The sequence below is a fragment of the Nocardia gamkensis NBRC 108242 genome, from assembly GCF_001612985.1.
In the GTDB taxonomy this organism is placed as follows: Bacteria; Actinomycetota; Actinomycetes; order Mycobacteriales; family Mycobacteriaceae; genus Nocardia; species Nocardia gamkensis.
The window spans coordinates 77,195-95,013 of the sequence record NZ_BDBM01000014.1; the positions used below are offsets into that span (position 1 = coordinate 77,195).

At 68.6% G+C, this 17,819-nt stretch carries 16 protein-coding genes; 8 read left to right on the forward strand and 8 right to left on the reverse strand.

The annotated features are described in order from the left end of the window. Positions 1-212: 212 nt before the first annotated feature. A complete protein-coding gene (locus NG1_RS13830; RefSeq protein WP_062970795.1) occupies positions 213-1,355 on the reverse strand; it encodes a beta-ketoacyl synthase N-terminal-like domain-containing protein in 1,143 nt (380 codons plus the stop codon). 276 nt (positions 1,356-1,631) lie between these two features. Here NG1_RS13830 and NG1_RS13835 point away from each other — a divergent pair, with 276 nt between their 5' ends. The 3 genes from NG1_RS13835 to NG1_RS13845 all read left to right on the forward strand — a co-directional run bounded on the left by NG1_RS13835 (position 1,632) and on the right by NG1_RS13845 (position 5,740). Further along, positions 1,632-2,981 (forward strand): diguanylate cyclase domain-containing protein, encoded by a 1,350-nt coding sequence (locus NG1_RS13835; protein ID WP_062970797.1) that lies wholly within the window; start codon positions 1,632-1,634, stop codon positions 2,979-2,981. A 5-nt stretch (positions 2,982-2,986) separates the two neighbouring features. Beyond that, complete coding sequence (locus NG1_RS13840; RefSeq protein ID WP_062970799.1) at positions 2,987-3,322, forward strand: antibiotic biosynthesis monooxygenase family protein; 336 nt, start codon at positions 2,987-2,989, stop codon at positions 3,320-3,322. A gap of 120 nt (positions 3,323-3,442) precedes the next feature. Beyond that, a complete protein-coding gene (locus NG1_RS13845; protein ID WP_373686141.1) occupies positions 3,443-5,740 on the forward strand; it encodes a HelD family protein in 2,298 nt (765 codons plus the stop codon). 85 nt (positions 5,741-5,825) lie between these two features. Here NG1_RS13845 and NG1_RS13850 read toward each other — a convergent pair whose 3' ends face one another. The 3 genes from NG1_RS13850 to NG1_RS13860 all read right to left on the reverse strand — a co-directional run bounded on the left by NG1_RS13850 (position 5,826) and on the right by NG1_RS13860 (position 8,107). Then, positions 5,826-6,278 (reverse strand): universal stress protein, encoded by a 453-nt coding sequence (locus tag NG1_RS13850; RefSeq protein ID WP_062970801.1) that lies wholly within the window; start codon positions 6,276-6,278, stop codon positions 5,826-5,828. 487 nt (positions 6,279-6,765) lie between these two features. Then, positions 6,766-7,179, reverse strand: coding sequence for a DoxX family protein (locus NG1_RS13855; RefSeq protein WP_062970803.1), 414 nt, complete (start codon positions 7,177-7,179; stop codon positions 6,766-6,768). A gap of 28 nt (positions 7,180-7,207) precedes the next feature. Further along, on the reverse strand, positions 7,208-8,107 hold the full coding sequence (locus NG1_RS13860; protein ID WP_084498902.1) for a helix-turn-helix domain-containing protein: 900 nt from the start codon (positions 8,105-8,107) through the stop codon (positions 7,208-7,210). A 52-nt stretch (positions 8,108-8,159) separates the two neighbouring features. Here NG1_RS13860 and NG1_RS13865 point away from each other — a divergent pair, with 52 nt between their 5' ends. After that, entirely contained in the window at positions 8,160-8,630 is a 471-nt protein-coding gene (locus NG1_RS13865) for a VOC family protein (RefSeq protein WP_062970804.1), read from the forward strand. Between the two features lie 65 nt (positions 8,631-8,695). On the opposite strand, the gene uvrB is transcribed toward NG1_RS13865, so the two are convergent. Beyond that, a complete protein-coding gene (gene uvrB, locus NG1_RS13870) occupies positions 8,696-10,885 on the reverse strand; it encodes an excinuclease ABC subunit UvrB (protein WP_062970807.1) in 2,190 nt (729 codons plus the stop codon). A 500-nt stretch (positions 10,886-11,385) separates the two neighbouring features. On the opposite strand from uvrB, the gene NG1_RS13875 reads away from it, so the two are divergent. Together NG1_RS13875 and NG1_RS13880 are read left to right on the forward strand one after the other, a co-directional pair. Then, positions 11,386-12,039: a ribonuclease FAU-1 family protein gene (locus NG1_RS13875; protein WP_084498903.1), complete on the forward strand. Its 654-nt coding sequence runs from the start codon at positions 11,386-11,388 to the stop codon at positions 12,037-12,039. Positions 12,040-12,095: 56 nt separating this feature from the next. Then, positions 12,096-12,620, forward strand: a complete 525-nt coding sequence (locus tag NG1_RS13880; protein WP_062970809.1) for a ribonuclease FAU-1 family protein — start codon at positions 12,096-12,098, stop codon at positions 12,618-12,620. 45 nt (positions 12,621-12,665) lie between these two features. Here NG1_RS13880 and coaE read toward each other — a convergent pair whose 3' ends face one another. Beyond that, entirely contained in the window at positions 12,666-13,877 is a 1,212-nt protein-coding gene (gene coaE / locus NG1_RS13885; protein ID WP_062970811.1) for a dephospho-CoA kinase, read from the reverse strand. A 1,384-nt stretch (positions 13,878-15,261) separates the two neighbouring features. Then, entirely contained in the window at positions 15,262-15,594 is a 333-nt protein-coding gene (locus NG1_RS13890; RefSeq protein ID WP_040866101.1) for a hypothetical protein, read from the reverse strand. Positions 15,595-15,685: 91 nt separating this feature from the next. Here NG1_RS13890 and NG1_RS13895 point away from each other — a divergent pair, with 91 nt between their 5' ends. Beyond that, positions 15,686-16,282, forward strand: a complete 597-nt coding sequence (locus tag NG1_RS13895) for a TetR/AcrR family transcriptional regulator (protein WP_062970812.1) — start codon at positions 15,686-15,688, stop codon at positions 16,280-16,282. A 64-nt stretch (positions 16,283-16,346) separates the two neighbouring features. On the opposite strand, the gene NG1_RS13900 is transcribed toward NG1_RS13895, so the two are convergent. After that, complete coding sequence (locus NG1_RS13900; RefSeq protein WP_062970814.1) at positions 16,347-17,048, reverse strand: TetR/AcrR family transcriptional regulator; 702 nt, start codon at positions 17,046-17,048, stop codon at positions 16,347-16,349. Positions 17,049-17,120: 72 nt separating this feature from the next. On the opposite strand from NG1_RS13900, the gene NG1_RS13905 reads away from it, so the two are divergent. Further along, entirely contained in the window at positions 17,121-17,810 is a 690-nt protein-coding gene (locus NG1_RS13905) for an NAD(P)-dependent oxidoreductase (protein WP_245659896.1), read from the forward strand. Positions 17,811-17,819: the final 9 nt, after the last annotated feature.

Here is a 17,819-nt window from a genome sequence, read left to right on the forward strand (position 1 = left end):
TGCCGTCGTCCACTGTTCCGATACGCACCGCAGCCCTGATGAGACCATCGGCATTGCCCCGCTCTCCAGATCGATCCGTCCCGCCCCTATGCCAGCACCGCGTGCGCTGCCGCGAACAGGGCCGAAAGTCCCCATCGGCGAAAAGCGCCGGCACAGGCCCGAATCAGGCTGACCGGGCCGGGCAGGGTGTTCGCCCGCGCGGCGAAGCGCGGTCAGGCGGCGCCGAGCACTACGACGGAGTTGTTGCCGCCCATGCCGAGGGAGAGCTTCAGGGTGACGCCGCCCTCGAACGGCGCCGGGCCGTCCAGCAACCGTGGATGCGCGGGCGCGACGATCGGGGCGGCGGGCACGATGCCGCGCTCGTAGCCGAGCGCGGCCGCCGCCACCTCCACGGCGGCCGCCGCGCTCTGGCAGTGGCCCACCAGCGGCTTCAGCGCGTAGATGTGCGGAGAGCCCGCGAACAGGTGCTCGATCAGATGATGCTCGGCCACATCGCACTGCCTGGTCCCGGTGCCGTGCGCGTTGAAATAACGCACGTCTGCGGCGGCGACCTCCGCATCGGCGAGCGCGCGGTGTGCGCAGTCGAGGATCTGCTCGTGCGTCGGGTCGACCGAGACCACGTGATAGGCGTCGTTGGACATCGCGCCGCCGAGGACCGCGGCGTAGGGCCGGTCCGCCGAACGGGTCAGCACGAACGCCACCGAGGCCTCCCCCATGCTGAACCCGCGGCTGCCCTGCTGGAAGGGGCGGCACGCGTCCAGCGGTTCGGCGTCGGTGACCGCGGCGCCGAGCCGGACGAAGCTCTCCACCATGTCCGGGGTGGCGGACAGGTCGGTCGCCACGAAGATCACATCGTCGGCCATGCCCGCGTCCAGCCAGAGCTTCGCGGTGATCAGCGCGACGTTGGCGGAACTGCACGCGGCGGACACGTTCATGGCCGGCCCGTGGAAGCCGAACTCCTGCATCAGCATCGAGACCGGGGTGGACGGCAACAGCCGCAGATAGTCCCTCGACCGGCGGTTGCCCCCGTCGACGAGGTAGAAGTCGCGCCAGTCCGCCACGTCGCCGAGCACGATGGCGTGCAGCAGACCGACCGTGCGGCCGGGCCGCCAGCCCCGCGCGCGGGCGTCGGCGACGGCCTCCCGCGCCGCCTCGTGCACGGCCCGGCCGTAACGGCTCGTGCTCAGCTCGGGATCGCCGCCGTCGGGCACCAGCGAGACCCAGGCGTCCTCGTCCCGGCCGGGCCCGTAGCCGGGCAGCAGGGCGGCGGCCGACTTGCCGCTGAGCAACCCGTTCCACAGCCGTTCACGGCCCCATCCGTAGCCGGTGATCGCGCCGATCCCGGCGATGGTCATAGGATCTCGATGCCTCGGCGGAGTTCGGAACCGCGCGGCGGTGTTCGGGTCGGCACCCGGCATGTCTCGCTCCTTCGCCGGCTGCCCGGGACGCTCGAGCGGTACGCCCCTTCTCGACTCGGCAACCGGTATCTGCCATGATCGCCGGACCCCGGCCGAGAACGTGCCAGTACTGTGATCGAAGCAATACCGTGGACGATGTGATCTTGTACACGTCGATACCAGAATGATCCCGTGTTCCAATGGCCATAATCGGGTCGATGATCGGGGGTTCGAGTGGGTGACGACAAGCTGGCCGCCGCGGTCGACGCCGCCGAACAGCTGGCCGCGCGCTACCGCTCCCTGGTCGAACACACCCCGGACGGAATCTGTGTGCACGAGCGCGGCCGGGTCGTCTACGTCAACCCGGCGACCGTGCGCCTGCTCGCCGCGGAGAACGCCGAGGAGATCGTCGGCCGCCCGCTGACCGACTTCGTCCACCCCGCGTCCGTCCCGTCGATGCTCGACCGCATCAGCACCCTCACCACCGCGGGCGCGGCCTCGATCCCCACCGAGATGACGCTGATGCGGGTGGACGGCGGCACCGTCCCGGTGGAGACGGTGTCGGTGCTGACCGCCTGGCACGACCGCCTCGCCTACCAGGTGGTGATCCACGACCTCACCGCCCAGCGCCACGCCGAGGCCGCGCAGCGCAGAGCCGAGCACTACTTCACCACGGTCGTCTCCCAGTTGGAGGAGGGCGTCGTGGTGATCGATCCGGAGGGCCGCATCGAATCGATGAACCCGGCGGCCAAACGCATCTTCGGCACCGAGGGACCCGACCGTCAGGTGATCGGGCGCACCATCCAGTCGCTGCCGCTGGTGCTGCTGGACGCGAACGCCCAGCTGCTGCCGCCGAGCCGCCATCCCGTGGCGCGCACGCTCGCCACGGGCGAGACCATCACCGGCTACGTCTTCGGCGTCGACCGGGTGGACGGTCAGCGCCGCTGGCTGTCGGGCAGCAGCCGCCTGCTCAACCCCGGCGACCCGCGCTCCTCGGCGGTGTCCTCCTTCGCCGACATCACCGAATTCCGTGCCAGCAGGCGGCAATTGGAGTATCAGGCCACGCACGACTCGCTCACCGGGCTGGCCAACCGCTCGCTGATCCTTTCCCAGCTGGCCGCCGCGCTGGCCAGCACCGACGAACTGCTGCCGGTGTCCACCGTGCTGTTCATCGACCTGGACGGGTTCAAGGCGATCAACGACACCCTCGGGCACGCCATCGGCGACACGGTGCTGCAGATCGTCGCCCAGCGGTTGCAGCGCGCGCTGCGCGGCGACGACATCGTCGGCAGGCTCGGCGGTGACGAGTTCCTGGTGCTGCTGTCCGGCCGCACCCGCCGCGTCGACATCGAAGCACTGGTGAGCAGATTGCGTTCCACCATGGCCGAGCCGATCATCGCGCGCGGGCACCGGATCGAGGTGAACGCCTCGATCGGCGTCACCGAACTCGAGGTCGGCGATCGGCGCAGCCCGGAAGCCGTGCTGCACGACGCGGACCTGGCGATGTACCGCGCGAAGCCGCCGGGGCGACGCGAAGGCACCGTCACCAAGGGCCGCAGGCCGAACAGCACCCACGCCTCCTGACGCGCATGATCATCGAACACGCCCTGCTGCCGGTTCGCCCCGAGCGTGCGGCCGATTTCGAGGCCGCTTTCGCCGCGGCGCGGCCGATCATCGCGAGCATGCCCGGCTTCTTGTCGCTGTCGCTGTCGCGCGGTGTGGAGTCGCCGGGCAACTACCTGCTCCGGGTGGAATGGGACCGGCTCGACGATCACGTCGTCGGGTTCCGCGGCTCGCCGGAATATCAGCGCTGGAAGGACCTGCTACACCACTTCTACGACCCGTTCCCGGTGGTCGAGCACTTCACGCCGGTACCGCTCACCCCGGACCACGACCCGGGCCCCACTTCGCGGCCAGGGCACTGACCTGCGGTTGCGGCGAGCCCGCCGCCGCCCCGGTAAACTCGACAACTCTGCTTTCCGCGCGTTCACCTGCCCGGCCGGGGTAGCGGGCGCGCGCCTGTTCGCGGTGACAAGGAGTTCAGTTTGCCCGACCTCACTCAGGACCGTGCCGCCCACGACGGCACCCCCGAGCGGACCCGCGAGACCGACCGGGAACAGGCGTATCTGTCGGTGCTGTACGAGCGGCTGGACGAGATGCGCGACTACGCGCGTAACCGGTTGCGCACGGTGCTGCTGGAGACCGGGGGCACCCCGCAGGCGCGTAGCGAACGAGAGTCCTTCAGCCAGCTCTACACCGAGGACCTGGCGAAATACGACGCCGCCGAGCACGGCCTGTGTTTCGGCCGCATCGACCTCGACGGAGAGCAGGAGGAGTACCGCTACATCGGCAGGCTCGGCATCCTCGATGAGAAGGACGACTACGAGAGCCTGCTGCTGGACTGGCGCGCCCCGCTGGCGAGACCGTTCTACCTGGCCACCACCGCGGCGCCGGACGGTGTGACCCGGCGCAGGCACATCCGCTCGCGCAATCGCAAGGTCACCGCAATCAACGACGAGTACCTCGATCTGGAGGCCGCGCGCCGGGCCGGCGTCACCGACGCCGACGGCGGTGTCGGCAGCGAGAGCGCGCTGCTGTCCGCGCTCAACGCCGCGCGCACCGGTCACATGAACGACATCGTCGAGACCATCCAGCACGAGCAGGACGCGATCATCCGCTCCGAGCACAAGAGCGTGCTCGTCGTGCAGGGCGGGCCCGGCACCGGCAAGACCGCCGTCGCGCTGCATCGCGCGGCGTATCTGCTCTACACCTACCGTCAGCAGCTGGCCAAGAGCGGCGTGCTGATCATCGGACCGAACGCCACCTTCTTGGACTACATCGGCCAGGTGCTGCCGTCGCTCGGCGAGACCGGCGTGCTGCTGTCCACCATCGGCGATCTGTATCCGGGCGTGCGCGCGGCCCGCGAGGACTCGCTGCGCGCGGGCGAGATCAAGGGCTCGCTGACGATCCTGGAGGTGCTCAAGCAGGCGGTGCGCGACCGCCAGGAAGTGCCCGCCGAACCTGTCCGGCTCAGCTTCGACGGCTATCCGGTCACGCTGGATCGCAAGATCGCCACCAAGGCCCGCGGCCGCGCCCGGTCCTCACGCCGCCCGCACAACCTGGCCCGGCCGATCTTCGCCGCCTCGGTGATCGACGCGCTGACCGATCAGCTGGCCGAGACCATGGGCTCCGATCTCTCCGGCGGCCCCAGCCTGCTCAGCTCGGCCGACCTCACCGAGATCCGCGACGACATGCGGGCCGATCCGCAGATCCAGGCCGCCATCGCGAAACTCTGGCCGATCCTGTCCCCGCAGGACGTGCTGGCCGACCTGCTCGCCGACCCGAAGCGGCTGGACCGGGCCGCGAGCTCGCTGGACCCGGCCGACCGCGCCGAACTGCTGCGACCGGACGACGGGCGGTTCAGCGCCGCCGACGCGCCGCTGCTGGACGAGCTGGCCGAGCTGCTCGGCGTGGACGACACCGAGGAACGCGAGCGCGCCCGTCGCCGCTGGCGCGCCCGGATCGCCGAGGCGCAGGACGCCCTCGACATCCTCACCGGCTCCGCCCCGCAGGATCTCGAGGACGATCTCGATCCCGAGATCCTCATGGCCTACGACCTGATCGACGCGAGCCAGCTGGCCGAACGACAGGACACCCGCTCCCGCCAGACGACCGCGGAGCGCGCCGCGGGCGATCGCACCTGGACCTACGGTCATGTGATCGTGGACGAGGCGCAGGAGCTGTCGGAGATGGCGTGGCGCATGGTGATGCGGCGCATCCCGAACCGGTGGGTCACCGTGGTCGGGGACGTCGCCCAGACCGGCGACCCGGCGGGCGCGTCCTCGTGGCAGCAGATGCTGGAGCCCTACGTCGCGTCCCGGTGGAAGCTGACCGAGCTCACCGTCAACTACCGCACCCCCGCGGAGATCATGGACGTCGCGGCCGACGTCCTTGCCGCCATCGATCCGGCGGCGACCGCTCCGCGTTCGGTCCGCGAGACCGGCGTCGCGCCGCGTGCGTACCGGGTCGCGCCCGGCGAGGTGCACGCGGAGGTGGCCGGGCTGGTCGCCACCGAGACGGGGCCGGGCACCACGGCGGTGATCGCGCCGCAGGCGCTGGTGGCGGAGTTGGCCGATCTCGCGGGCGAGTCGGTGCGGGTGCTGACCGTGCACGAGGTGAAGGGCTTGGAGTTCGACGCGGTCTACCTGGTGGAACCGCAGGACATCCTCGGCGAATCGCCCCGCGGGCTCAACGATCTGTACGTCGCGCTGACGCGCGCCACCCAGCGGCTCGGCGTGGTGCACGGCGCGGACCTGCCCGGCGTGCTCGCCCGGCTGCGCTGATCGGCGCCCGGACCTCGGAACGAGAAAGGCTCCGCGCCACATCGCGATTCGCGATGGACACGGAGCCTTTCGATCGTCGCGAGACTCAGCGCACGGTGTGCACGATCAGCACGTCGGAGCGGGACTTGCGCGCCACGTCGGAGGGCACCGAGCCGAGCAGCCGCCCGGCCAGGGTGTTCAGGCCCCGGTTACCGACGACCAACAGGTCGGCGTCGACCTCCTTCATCAGCGCGAGCAGCGATTCCACCGGCTCGCCGACGATCGCGCGCTCGACGATGTCGGCCGCACCCACCGCGATCGCCTTGTCGCGGGCGATGCGCAGGATCTCGTTGGTCGGCGCGGAACCGCGTACCTGGTAGGCCTCTTCCTTCAGCACGTCGGCCGCGGCCGCGACATCGCGGTCGTCGGTCGGGTAGTACGCGCAGGCGATGACCAGGGTCGCGCCGGACACACCGGCCAGGGCCCCTGCCTTCTCGACGGCGACATACGACGAGTCCGAGCCATCGGTACCGACGACAATGGTCCGGTAGGCGGTCATTCTCTCCTCCAACTATGCGGTGGGTCAGGTGCCGCGCACGGGTTCGTCCCGGTTCGACCGGGACGCCGGCGCGGCGACTGGGCTCGACCATAGCGGCAAACCGGGCGGAAATATCAGAAATCGCAAGACATCACACTCGGGGTGTTCGGCCATTCCCGCCGCGGATTCGCCAGGGAATGCCGGAAGGGCCTGAGCAACCAGGGAAGACTCAATTCCAGGGAACTAAACCTGTGAGGTGCCACAACCGCGTCGAACCGTTTTGCGGCCCTGGGATATTCATCACAGAGCCAGGTCCGTCACATGAAGACCGGCCTGTCCGGCACGTGAATCGCGCGCCGGGAACAGGTCGATGGGAACCGGACTACCGTGCCGCCAGGGCCACTGCCGATAGTTTGCCCAGAATATGCCATGAATCGCTCCTATGCGGTCCATGGCTTCCTCTTCCTGCGCTGAAAACGATGCGCAATATCAGCGCGCAGGGGCGGGACTAGAGGTCGAAAAGGGGCCCGGTGATGGTCGATCCGAGTTCGTCGACATGTGCGAAGAACGCGAACAACATCAGGGCGGCACCCGCCAGAGCCACGTCCTTGCTGAACTGGATCAGCTCGCTCTGCTTGGTCTCCTCATCGGTCTCCTGCCAGAACCGGTGCATCACGACGGCGGTGGGCAGCAGCGCGAGAACGAGCAGCAGAGCACCGAGGTCGGCCCAGACACCCAGCAGCACGCTCAGGCCGCCGAGGGCGAACAGCAGGCCCGAGCCGAGCACGGCGGCCTTCGCCATCGGGACTCCCTTGCTCTGGGCGTACCCCGCCATCGCCTCGGTCTGCGTGAAGTGCCCGAGGGCGGAAGTCAGGAACAGCACCGCGAACAACACTCGTCCGATCAACACCACGACGTCCATGTCCGGCTCCTCGTCGGCAGTCCGGCAACTAATCCCGCGTCCGTACGACCTTCGCGGTGACCTCGTTGCGGAAGCGTAGCGAATTCTTGGCGTATTCGAGGGGGGCCATACCCACTTCCGTGGTGAACTCACGCGAGAAGTGCGCCTGGTCGAAATAACCGAGTTCCGCGGCCAACGCCGCGAGATCTTCGGTACGGCCCTTCGCCAGCAGATCGGCGCCGTCCTGCAACCGGTAGCGCCGCAGCACCCATTTCGGACCCGCACCGACGTACCTGCGGAACATGCGCTGCAATGTACGGGCGGGCACATCGAATCGCTCGGCGATCTGATCGACCCTGGTCAGCTCCTGGTCGGTGGCCATGGCGTCGACGATGCGCAGCACCAGGTGATACGTAGGGTCCGCCACGACGGGATGGTCCGCGAGGTAGTTCTCGACGACCAGGCGGCGCCGCTCGGCGGTCGGCGCGTCGAACACCCGCTCGGTCAGGCTCGCGGCGTCGGGCAGCACGTCGCCGATGGGCACGGCGCGGTCGCGGAACGAGCCGACATCGAGGCCGGTGAACGCGCCGAACCCGCCCGCGCGGAAACGGATCCCGAACGTCTCCCCCTGCCCGCTGAGTTCACGAATGAATTTCGTGGTGACCACGCCGTTGACGAATCCGCCGGTGCGCGTCTCGGATCGCTCGAAGGTGAGGTTCACGCTCGGGTAGGACAGCACCTCGGCTCGGTAGGGCGGCCTGCCGCGCAGATCCCACCGCACCGCCCAGTACCACTCGACGTAGCGGTCCACCGCCGGGCTCGGCGGCAAGCGGAGCAGGGAGCGATGCTTCGCCTGCTCGTCCGGGTGCAGGATTCCCTTGGTGTCGGTGGGCGCGGCGGGGTTGCGGGCCTGCGGCGGCTCGGCGGCGGATTCGGCACTAGGCGCCACGGTGTCGCTTTCTTACAAGACCCACCGGCCGCGACCGGCGAAAGTGGTGGGCATGACGAACACAGTGAATCCCATCGCCGACGGCTACCACTCGATCACCTGTTTTCTCGCGGTCGGCGACGGCAACAAAGCGATCGATTTCTACACCGCCGTCTTCGAGGCCGAGGTGATCACTCGCAACGATCTGCCCGATGGTCAGCCGGCGCACGCGGAACTGAAGATCGGTGATTCGACCCTGCAGATGGGGATGCCCATTCCCGACAACGGCGTCCTGGCACCGAACGGCGAGTGGGTGCACACCTCGATCGTGCACTACTGCCCGGACGTCGACGCGGTCGTGCGGCGCGCCGTCGAACACGGCGCCCGCAGCGTCGAGGAGCCGCAGACCTTTGTCACCGGCGATCGGTTCGGCGTGGTCATCGATCCCTTCGGCCACCGCTGGGCGGTGCTCACCAAGGTCGAGGACGTCTCGCGCGAAGAGGCCGAGCGCCGGGTGAACGAATGGATGGCCACCAAGTCCTGACGGCTCGACTGCCTCCGCGGTTGTCCGGCGAACGGCCCGCGGAGGCAGCGCCGCTGCGATCCGGGTCAACTCAATCCGGCGGCGTCCATGCCGCGCAGTTCCTTCTTCAGATCCGCGATCTCGTCGCGCAGACGTCCGGCGAGCTCGAACTGCAACTCTCGCGCGGCGTTCATCATCTGTGCCGTCAGCTCTTTGACGAGATCGGCGAGTTCGGCGCGCGGCATCGACTTGACGTCGCGGCCCTCGTACACGCCCGCGCTCACCGCTCTGCCGGGCTCGCCTTGCGCACGCCTGCCGCGGCTGGCATTGCGGCCGGAGCCGCCGACCTCCACCTCGGTCTCGTCGGCCTCGCGGTACACCTGGTCGAGGATGTCGGCGATCTTCTTGCGCAGCGGCTGCGGATCGATGCCCATCTCCTCGTTGTAGGCGATCTGCTTCGCGCGGCGGCGCTCGGTCTCGTCGATGGCGAACTGCATGGAGTCGGTGATCTTGTCCGCGTACATGTGCACCTCGCCGGAGACGTTGCGCGCCGCGCGGCCGATCGTCTGGATCAGCGCGGTAGTGCTGCGCAGGAATCCTTCCTTGTCGGCGTCGAGAATCGCCACCAGCGACACCTCGGGCAGGTCCAGGCCCTCGCGCAGCAGATTGATGCCGACGAGCACATCGTATTCGCCGAGTCGCAGCTGCCGCAGCAGCTCGACCCGGCGCAAGGTGTCGATCTCGGAGTGCAGGTAGCGCACCCGGACCCCCAGCCCGAGCAGATAATCGGTGAGATCCTCGGACATCTTCTTCGTGAGCGTGGTGACCAGCACGCGCTCGTCGCGTTCGGTGCGTTGCCTGATCTCGTGGATCAGATCGTCGATCTGGCCCTTCGTCGGCTTCACCACGACCTTGGGGTCGACCAAGCCGGTCGGCCGGATGACCTGCTCGACCACCTCACCGCCGGTCTGCCCGAGCTCGTAGGGGCCGGGGGTGGCCGACAGGTAGACCGTCTGCCCGATCCGATCGGCGAATTCCTCCCAGGTCAGCGGCCGGTTGTCCACCGCGGACGGCAATCGGAAGCCGTATTCCACCAGATTGCGCTTGCGCGACATGTCGCCTTCGTACATACCGCCGATCTGCGGAACGGTGTTGTGCGACTCGTCGATGACGAGCAGGAAGTCCTCCGGGAAGTAGTCCAGCAGCGTCGCGGGCGCCGAACCGGCCGGGCGGCCGTCGATGTGCCGCGAATAGTTCTCGATGCCGGAGCAGAACCCGACCTGACGGATCATCTCCAGGTCGTACTGGGTGCGCATGCGCAGCCGCTGCGCCTCGAGCAATTTGCCCTGGCGTTCCAGCTCGGCGAGCCGATCCTCGAGTTCGGCCTCGATGTCGCGCACCGCGCGCTCCATCCGATCCGGCCCGGCCACGTAGTGGGTGGCGGGGAAGATCCGCAGCATGTCCACCTGGCGGACCACGTCACCGGTGAGCGGGTGCAGGTAGTACAGCGCTTCTATCTCGTCACCGAAGAACTCGATGCGGACGGCCAGCTCCTCGTAGGACGGGATGATCTCCACGGTGTCGCCACGCACCCGGAACGAGCCGCGGGTGAACGCCATGTCGTTGCGGGTGTACTGCACGTCGACCAGCAGCCGCAGCAGCGCGTCCCGGTCGAGCTCGGTGCCGACCTGCAGTTGCACCGAGCGATCGAGATACGACTGCGGCGTGCCGAGGCCGTAGATGCACGACACCGAGGCGACCACCACCACATCGCGCCGGGACAGCAGGCTGGAGGTCGCCGAATGGCGCAGCCGCTCGACATCGTCGTTGATCGAGCTGTCCTTCTCGATGTAGGTGTCGGTCTGCGCGATGTACGCCTCGGGTTGGTAGTAGTCGTAGTAGGAGACGAAGTACTCGACGGCGTTGTGCGGGAGCATCTCGCGCAGTTCGTTGGCCAGCTGGGCGGCGAGCGTCTTGTTCGGCGCCATCACCAGCGCGGGCCGCTGCAACCGCTCGATCAGCCAGGCCGTGGTGGCCGACTTTCCGGTACCGGTGGCGCCGAGCAGCACCACGTCGCGCTCCCCCGCTTTGATCCTGCGCTCCAATTCGGCGATCGCGGCGGGCTGGTCTCCCGCGGGCTGGTGCTCGCTGACCACCTCGAACCGGCCGCCGACGCGCTCGATCTCGCCGACGGGGCGGAACTCCGAGTGCGCGAGCGGCTGCTCGGCCGCCCTGTCCTCGAAGCCCTCCGCCGGAATCTCGGTTGCGAATGCCATGCTCACCAGCGTAGGCGCACCCACCGACAGCTTTCCCGGGGTGGCGGGCGGCCCGATTCCGGCGATTTCACGGGACCGAACCCATCATGTGAAGCTGGTCACACTCGGAGTGGACGGTATCTACCGGCCGCCAGACGCGAGAACCGGGGATAAGTCTGCGCCTACCCGGAAAACCTGATGCCACCCCGAAACAAAGCGATACGCGAGGGCGCGTCGTGGGTACACCGATTTCGAGTCTTACCAACCATTTTCGACGAAACGCTGCGGGCGTACTCCCGATCACTCACGGTGGCAGGGGGTTACCGGAAGCGGACGCGTTGCCGCTGCCGCGCCTGCGGCCTCACAGCCGCGCCGAGCCCGCTCGGCGCATTCGGTTACATGTCCGAAATGTCCATTGCCGCAATAGGTTTCGTGTTCGAGAACAGCTTATCTCGAACCGCGCGGTGGCCCCGCGCCAGGTGTAACCTGATCTGGTTGTTCGGACGTGAGGACAAGAGCCCATGAGCGGTCTGATTCCATTGCTCGTCGCCGTGCCGGCCGTGACCGGCCTCGCCGGGTACGTCGCCAGAGACATCCGCGCGGCGGTTCCCTCCGTCGGTAGCGGCGCCGCCACGGCCGCCCCACCGGGGCCACTCGCCGCGGCCGCCCCGGCGCCACACCGGCCCAGGGTGGAATTCTTCAATCTGGCCGAACTCACCAATACCGACGCCAAGGGCTTCGTCCGCCCGGTCGAGCGTTTCCACGTCGAGCCGTGGGGCCTGTACATGGCGCGCCCGGTCGCCGGACCGGACTCGCACTACCTCGAATCCTGGTTGCTGCCGGGACTCTCGTTGCGCGCGACGCTGACGCGGACCAACCCGGCACACCATCGCGAACGCGTCTATCGCCTCGACATCGGGGAGTTCACCCGAGTCGGCCCGAAGCGCTGGAAGGCCGTCGACCACTACCTCGACATCGCCGTGCGCCCGCGCCGCACCGCGGAACTGCTCGGGGTCGACGAGCTGCTGGCCGCGCATGCCGCCGGGCTGGTCGACACGGCACAGGCGCACCGAGCGTTCGAGCGGGCCACGGCGGTGCTGGACGGGCTGGCCGCGCACGACCACTGCGTGGAGGAGTGGCTGGCCACCCACGGCATCACGCTCACCTGGATGTAGCCCGCCGATCACTCCATCGACTCGACGGGTCGAGAACGACGGTAGATTCTTGATGCATGACGCAGGCACCTATCGTCGACGTGCACCGCCCGAAGGTCGAGTACTTCAACATCGCGGATCTGACGAACACGGATCCGAAAGGCTTCGTGCGCCCGGTCGAGAAGTACCGCGTCGAGCCGTGGGGCCTGTACATGGCGCGCACGTCGGACCATCCGCAGTTCCACTACATCGAGTCCTGGCTGCTGCCGAAGCTGCACCTGCGCGCGACGGTCTTCCACTACCTGCCGGCGCATCGGCGCGACCAGGACTACTACCTCGACGTCGGTGATTTCACGGCGGTCGCCCCGAAGAAGTGGAAGGCCGTCGATCACTATCTCGACATCATCGTGCGCTCCTCGCGCGACACCCAGCTGCTCGACGTCGACGAGCTGATCGCCGCGCACGCGGCCGGACTGATCACCCTCGCCGACGCCGAGGCCGCCGTGCAGCACGCGACCGCCGCCATCGACGGCATCGCCGCCAACGGCCACACCTTCGAGGGCTGGCTGGAGACCATGGACATCACCTTGACCTGGCTGTAGTCCCCTGCGGGACGCTGCCCGCGCCGGTTGGGACGTTCGTCGGGCCTAGGGCGCCGACGTGTCCCGCCAAGCAAGAGCCCTGGCATAGGCGGCGTCGAACCACGGTTCCTTGACGCCGAGGTAGGCGGCGGTCGCCTCCGCGCCCGTCAGCCCCGCCGCCTCGGCTTCGCCCTCGCGCTTGACGGCGAGGTACTCCGCGCGCGCCTCGTCGTCCGCGCGCAGCCAATCCCGCAGCAGCAGCGCGTACTGCTGCCCGGGTGATCCCTCGGCGCGCACGTGCACGTTGGCCAACCGGCCCGGGTCGGCGTTCTGGTGGAAACGTTTGGTCCACAGCGCGGTGTCGACCCCCGCGGTGTCCTGCGGTGTCGGCTTGGGATTGTCCTGGGTGGCCTCCGGCCGCACCGGGAATCCGGCCGCGCCGAGGGCGTCGCGCAAACCGTCGGCGGCCGCCAGATCGGCGACCGTGATCTGCAGATCGATCACGTCCTTCGCGGGCAACCCCGGTATCGAGGTGGACCCGACGTGGTCGATGCGCGACGCGGCGCTGCCGCAGGCGACCCACAACCGGGCGATCAGCCGCTGCGCCTGCGCGGGCCAGGCCGGATCGGCGGGCACGAGCCGGATGCCGTCGCGGCGGGCGGGTGTCCCGGCACGCAGGTTGCGCTCGAACGGCACCAAACGCTCGGCCCACAGCCTACGCACCTCGGCCTCGACTACACCGGGTGCGCCGCTGTTGTCCAGCAACACATCGGCAACGGCTCGGCGTTGTTCATCGGTGGCCTGGGCCGAGATACGCGCCCGCGCATCGGATTCGGCCACGCCGCGGAATTCCACCAGGCGGCGAATACGCGTTTCGGCGTCGACGTCGACGATGAGCACGAGATTCATCAGCGGCGCGAGGCCGTTTTCCACCAGAAGCGGAATATCCTGCACCACAATGGCGTCCGCGGGCGCGGCCGCGATCAATTCCGCGGTGCGCTTTCCCACGAGCGGGTGGGTGATCGAATTCAGTTTCGCGCGCGCCGCGTCGTCACCGAAGGCCTTGGCCGCCAGGGCAGGCCGGTCGAGGCTGCCGTCCGCGGCGAGAATGTCGGCGCCGAACGCCTCGACCAGAGCGGCCAGCCCCTCGGTGCCCGGTTCGACCACCTCCCGGGCGATCAGGTCGGAGTCGATGACCACCGCGCCCAGGTCGGCGAGTGCCCGGGCCACCGTCGACTTCCCCGCGCCCATGCCTCCGGTGAGGCCGATTCGTAACATTCGACCAGTCTCGCATCCGGCCCGCGCGCGGGCATCCGCCGCCCCGATCGGGTCCCGACCCGCGGGAACCGACGACCCGGTCGATTACCCGAGGGGCTCGCGCATTCCACCACCGGTGGCGCCATTTGCCCGATCCGTGACTGTGCCGAGACCGATTCGCAACAATTCCGGATGTTTAGGGTTCGGCCTCCGCGACTTTCCGACACGCCGAGGCAATTACTCGGGCAAAATACTCTGCCCCGCAGTTTCGTTCCGCTAATCTTCGCCGTGGCGATCCAGGCCGACACCAGCGAAGCAAAGGAACACCATTGGGCACCAGAATCAACCAGACGGGTCGCCACCGCCTGGGCATGGCGGGGCGAGTGCACTGCATTCACATCCCTGCTGTCGCGGCGGCGCTCGCCGAGCACCGCCGCTCTTGGTTCACCGCGTTCATCAGTCCCGCGCGGCACAGTTTCGCTGCCATGCGGAACCGTCCGGCCGCACCCGCGGTCCGGTGGGTACCTGCTACCGCAAGCTGAACCCGAGTTCGAAGTGGCCCAGCCTCTCGCCAAGGCTGGGCCACTGTTTTGCGTGCGCGGAGCACGGTCGGGAATGAAGCAGAGCACCGTCCGACATCACGTTCGTCGGTCGGCGAAATTTCACCGAAAAATTCCCATGACCGAGCGACGAGCACGCAGGGTACCGCAATGGTGGCCGGACTACGCGGGCGCTCGATTCCATTTCGGACGACAATCGCCGCGGGCGAGATAGTTCCCGCACCCCCCGGGACGATTTTCTCGCTAATCGCGGTACCGCGCGAAAGACCACGAAACAGTGGCATCCCCGTTCGCCATTTCGATGTGCCGTGTTTCGCATACCGCGTACGAGCATGAGCTGCCGAGTCGTCGAGGACCCCGGCATACACCGATGACGGCAAATCTCTGGACACGGCCACCGATCCGAGTTCATTTCCGCCCTACTCGGCGACCGGACGCTGGGACGCTTCTCCTCCAGTGACCGCCCAGCGGCGCACAGACCGACCGACTCAGCCGGTTGTCACCCGTCGCAGCAGCCCGTACAACTGCTTGCGCTCCGCCTCGTCGAGCACGGCCAGCGCGGGAACGTCGCCGAACACCTCCCGGTCGAGCGTTTTCCGCAGCTCCTCCCCCCCGGTCGGTGAGCGTCAACAGACGCGCACGGCGATCGGACGGGTGAATCTCCTTGCGCACCAGGCCCAGCGCCTCCAGACGATCCACCACGCTCGCGGTATTCGACAGGTCGGCACCCAGCTGGGTGACCCCGCGCCCTCGAGGCGCCGAATGTTCGCCGGAGGGCGGAAAGCCGATGACGAGGCATCCAGGGGAAGCCTCGTCGAAGGTGCGCTACCGGCGCGACTCTCGGATCACGCCACCGTCGAGTGCAGCTGACGAGGAGGATTCGGCAGACCCAAGGCGGTGTTGAGCCGGTAGGCCCCGCCCAGGCCGTGGAAGATCGCCATACTCAGGCCGCCCAGGCCGATCCCGACTGCGCCGGCCCAGGGATGACTCGGCAGGTCGGCCCAGGACGCGATCATCGCCGTCAGCAGCAGCCCGAGGAACCCGGCCACGGCGTTGCGGACCGGCGCGTTACCCGTCACGTTCGGGAACTCCTCCCCCATCATGCCTTTCACGAAGTGCGGAACGGCGTTCACCCCGAGGATCCCGGCGACCAGCGACAGGGCGACGGTGGACCACATCGGAACCACCTCACTTTCCACTTCAGTCAACAGTTGTAGACCGAAACCTACCGCCGCGTGGCTATTGAGTCAACAGACGTAGACTGAATTCATGGATTCGACCCCCACGCGCGCTCAGCAACGCCGGAATACCGAGAACCGGATCCTGGCGGCGGCGGGCCGGTTGTTCGCGGAGATCGGATACGACCGGACGACCATCCGTGCCGTCGCGACGGAGGCGGACACCGACCCCAGCCTGGTGATGCGCTATTTCGGGTCCAAGGAGAATCTGTTCGCGCGCGTCGCGGTCTTCGCCGACGACCACCCGATCACCGGTACGCCGGAGCAGGTGGCCGAGCTCCTGCTCGACGCGCTCGCCATCAAACTCGCCGACCGGCCGGTCAACACCCTGGCGGCGATCCGCTCGATGCTCACCGTCCCGGAGGCCGCCGACGAAGTGCGCGCGGCCATGACCGCGCGCCAGCGCGAAGCGGCGGGGCAGCTCGCCGACGAGGAGGCGGACCTGCGCGCCGGGTTGCTCGGAGCCCTGACCATCGGTGTGGTGATCGGCCGCCACCTGCTCGAACTCGACGGGCTGCGCGACGCGCCGCCGCAACGGATCATCGCTTTGCTGCGGAACGCTTTTCACGACATCGCGCACGGCCCCACCGAACCGGAGTCGCTCGCGACGGCACCGCAGGTCAGCTAGGTCACCGGTCCCCTTCGAGAGCCGCTTCGGAGGCTCCACGGACCCGCCCGCACCCTCGGTTCACTCAAAGCCCGAGCGAGCGGACCAGGTCGCGCATTTCGGCGCGGAAAAGCTTTGCCGGGTCCTGGGATTGCGGGCGCAGATGGCCGTACACCTCGAGCGCGATCGGTCCGTGCATCCGGCCCCACATACGCAGCGCGAGGGCGAGTGCATCGGGAGGCAACTCCGGAAAGCCGGAGCGAACATGCGCGACCAGATCCGGGTCGAAGTCCGACCAGGCGCAGTCGTCGGCCGCCTGTGTCGCCGCGGCGTGGGGCCACGCGGCGGCCGCGAGACCGACCAGGCCGGTGCAGGCCCGCAATTCCGCCGCGGCGGCGGGTCCGCCGGGCGGCGGCCGATAGCCGGCGACCGGATCCCCGTAGATGAGCCGGAATTCGGCGGGCCGCTGCACCGCCCACGCGCGCACAGCCTCGGCCCAAGCCATGATGCGCCCGGCCGGATCCTCCACCGCCACGGCATCGCGCGCCGCTTCGAGCCGGTCGACCAGGGCGGTGTACACGTTCGAGATGAGAGCGGAGATCAGGTCGTCGCGGGTGGCGAAGTAGCCGTAGATCGCGCCCGCCGTCATGCCCATCTCGCGGGCGATGGCGCGCAACGAGATCGCGTCCGGCCCGCCCTCGGCGAGCAGCCGCATGGCGATCGTCTCGATATCCTCCAGCGTCTGGGTGCGCAGGCGCTCCCGGCGACTTCTCACGATCTCGGCCACGGTTGACACCCTACAGCGTTCGGCTACTATCTGCCGTATCTAAACTGAACGGCGTGTAGTAAATGAACAACGTTGAGGAGTGCTCGTGGATATCGGGGTTTTCGGGGCTACCGGCGTCATCGGTTCCCGCGTCGTCACCGAGGCAGTGCGGCGGGGCATCGGGTCAGCGCCTTCACGCGCGACGCGGCGCGCTTCCCGGCCCGGCGCGGGGAGGAGACGTGGGCGGTGGCCGATTGGCTGGACGCGGGCAGCATCGCGGATGCCATCGCCGGCCTCGACGTAGTTGTGAGCGCGGTGAACGCCGGGCGCGGCATCGCCGACACCATTGCCTCGGCCGACAACTTCGTGGTGGGCGCGCGGGCGATGGTCGCCGCGCTGGACCGGCAACCGCGCGTCCGGCTGATCGCCGTGGGCGGGGCGGGCAGCTTGGAGGTCACGCCGGGCACGCAATTGCTGGACACCGGTGCGCAATTCACCCGCACCCTCACCGAGGTCCTCGACGTCCCCGCGGAGTACGCCCAGGTGGTACGCGCGCTACGCGACGCCTTGAACATCTACCGGCTGTCCAACCGCAATTGGACCTACCTGAGCCCCTCCTCGGGGCGGATCAATCCCGGTGAGCGCACCGGCCGCTTCCGGATCGGCGGCGATCAGCTCTTGGTCGGAGGCCCCGACATCTCCGCCGAAGACGTGGCCGTCGCGATCCTCGACGAAGCCGAACTGCCGCGTTTCGTGCAGCGCCGCTTCACCGTCGGCTACTGAGCGGACGGT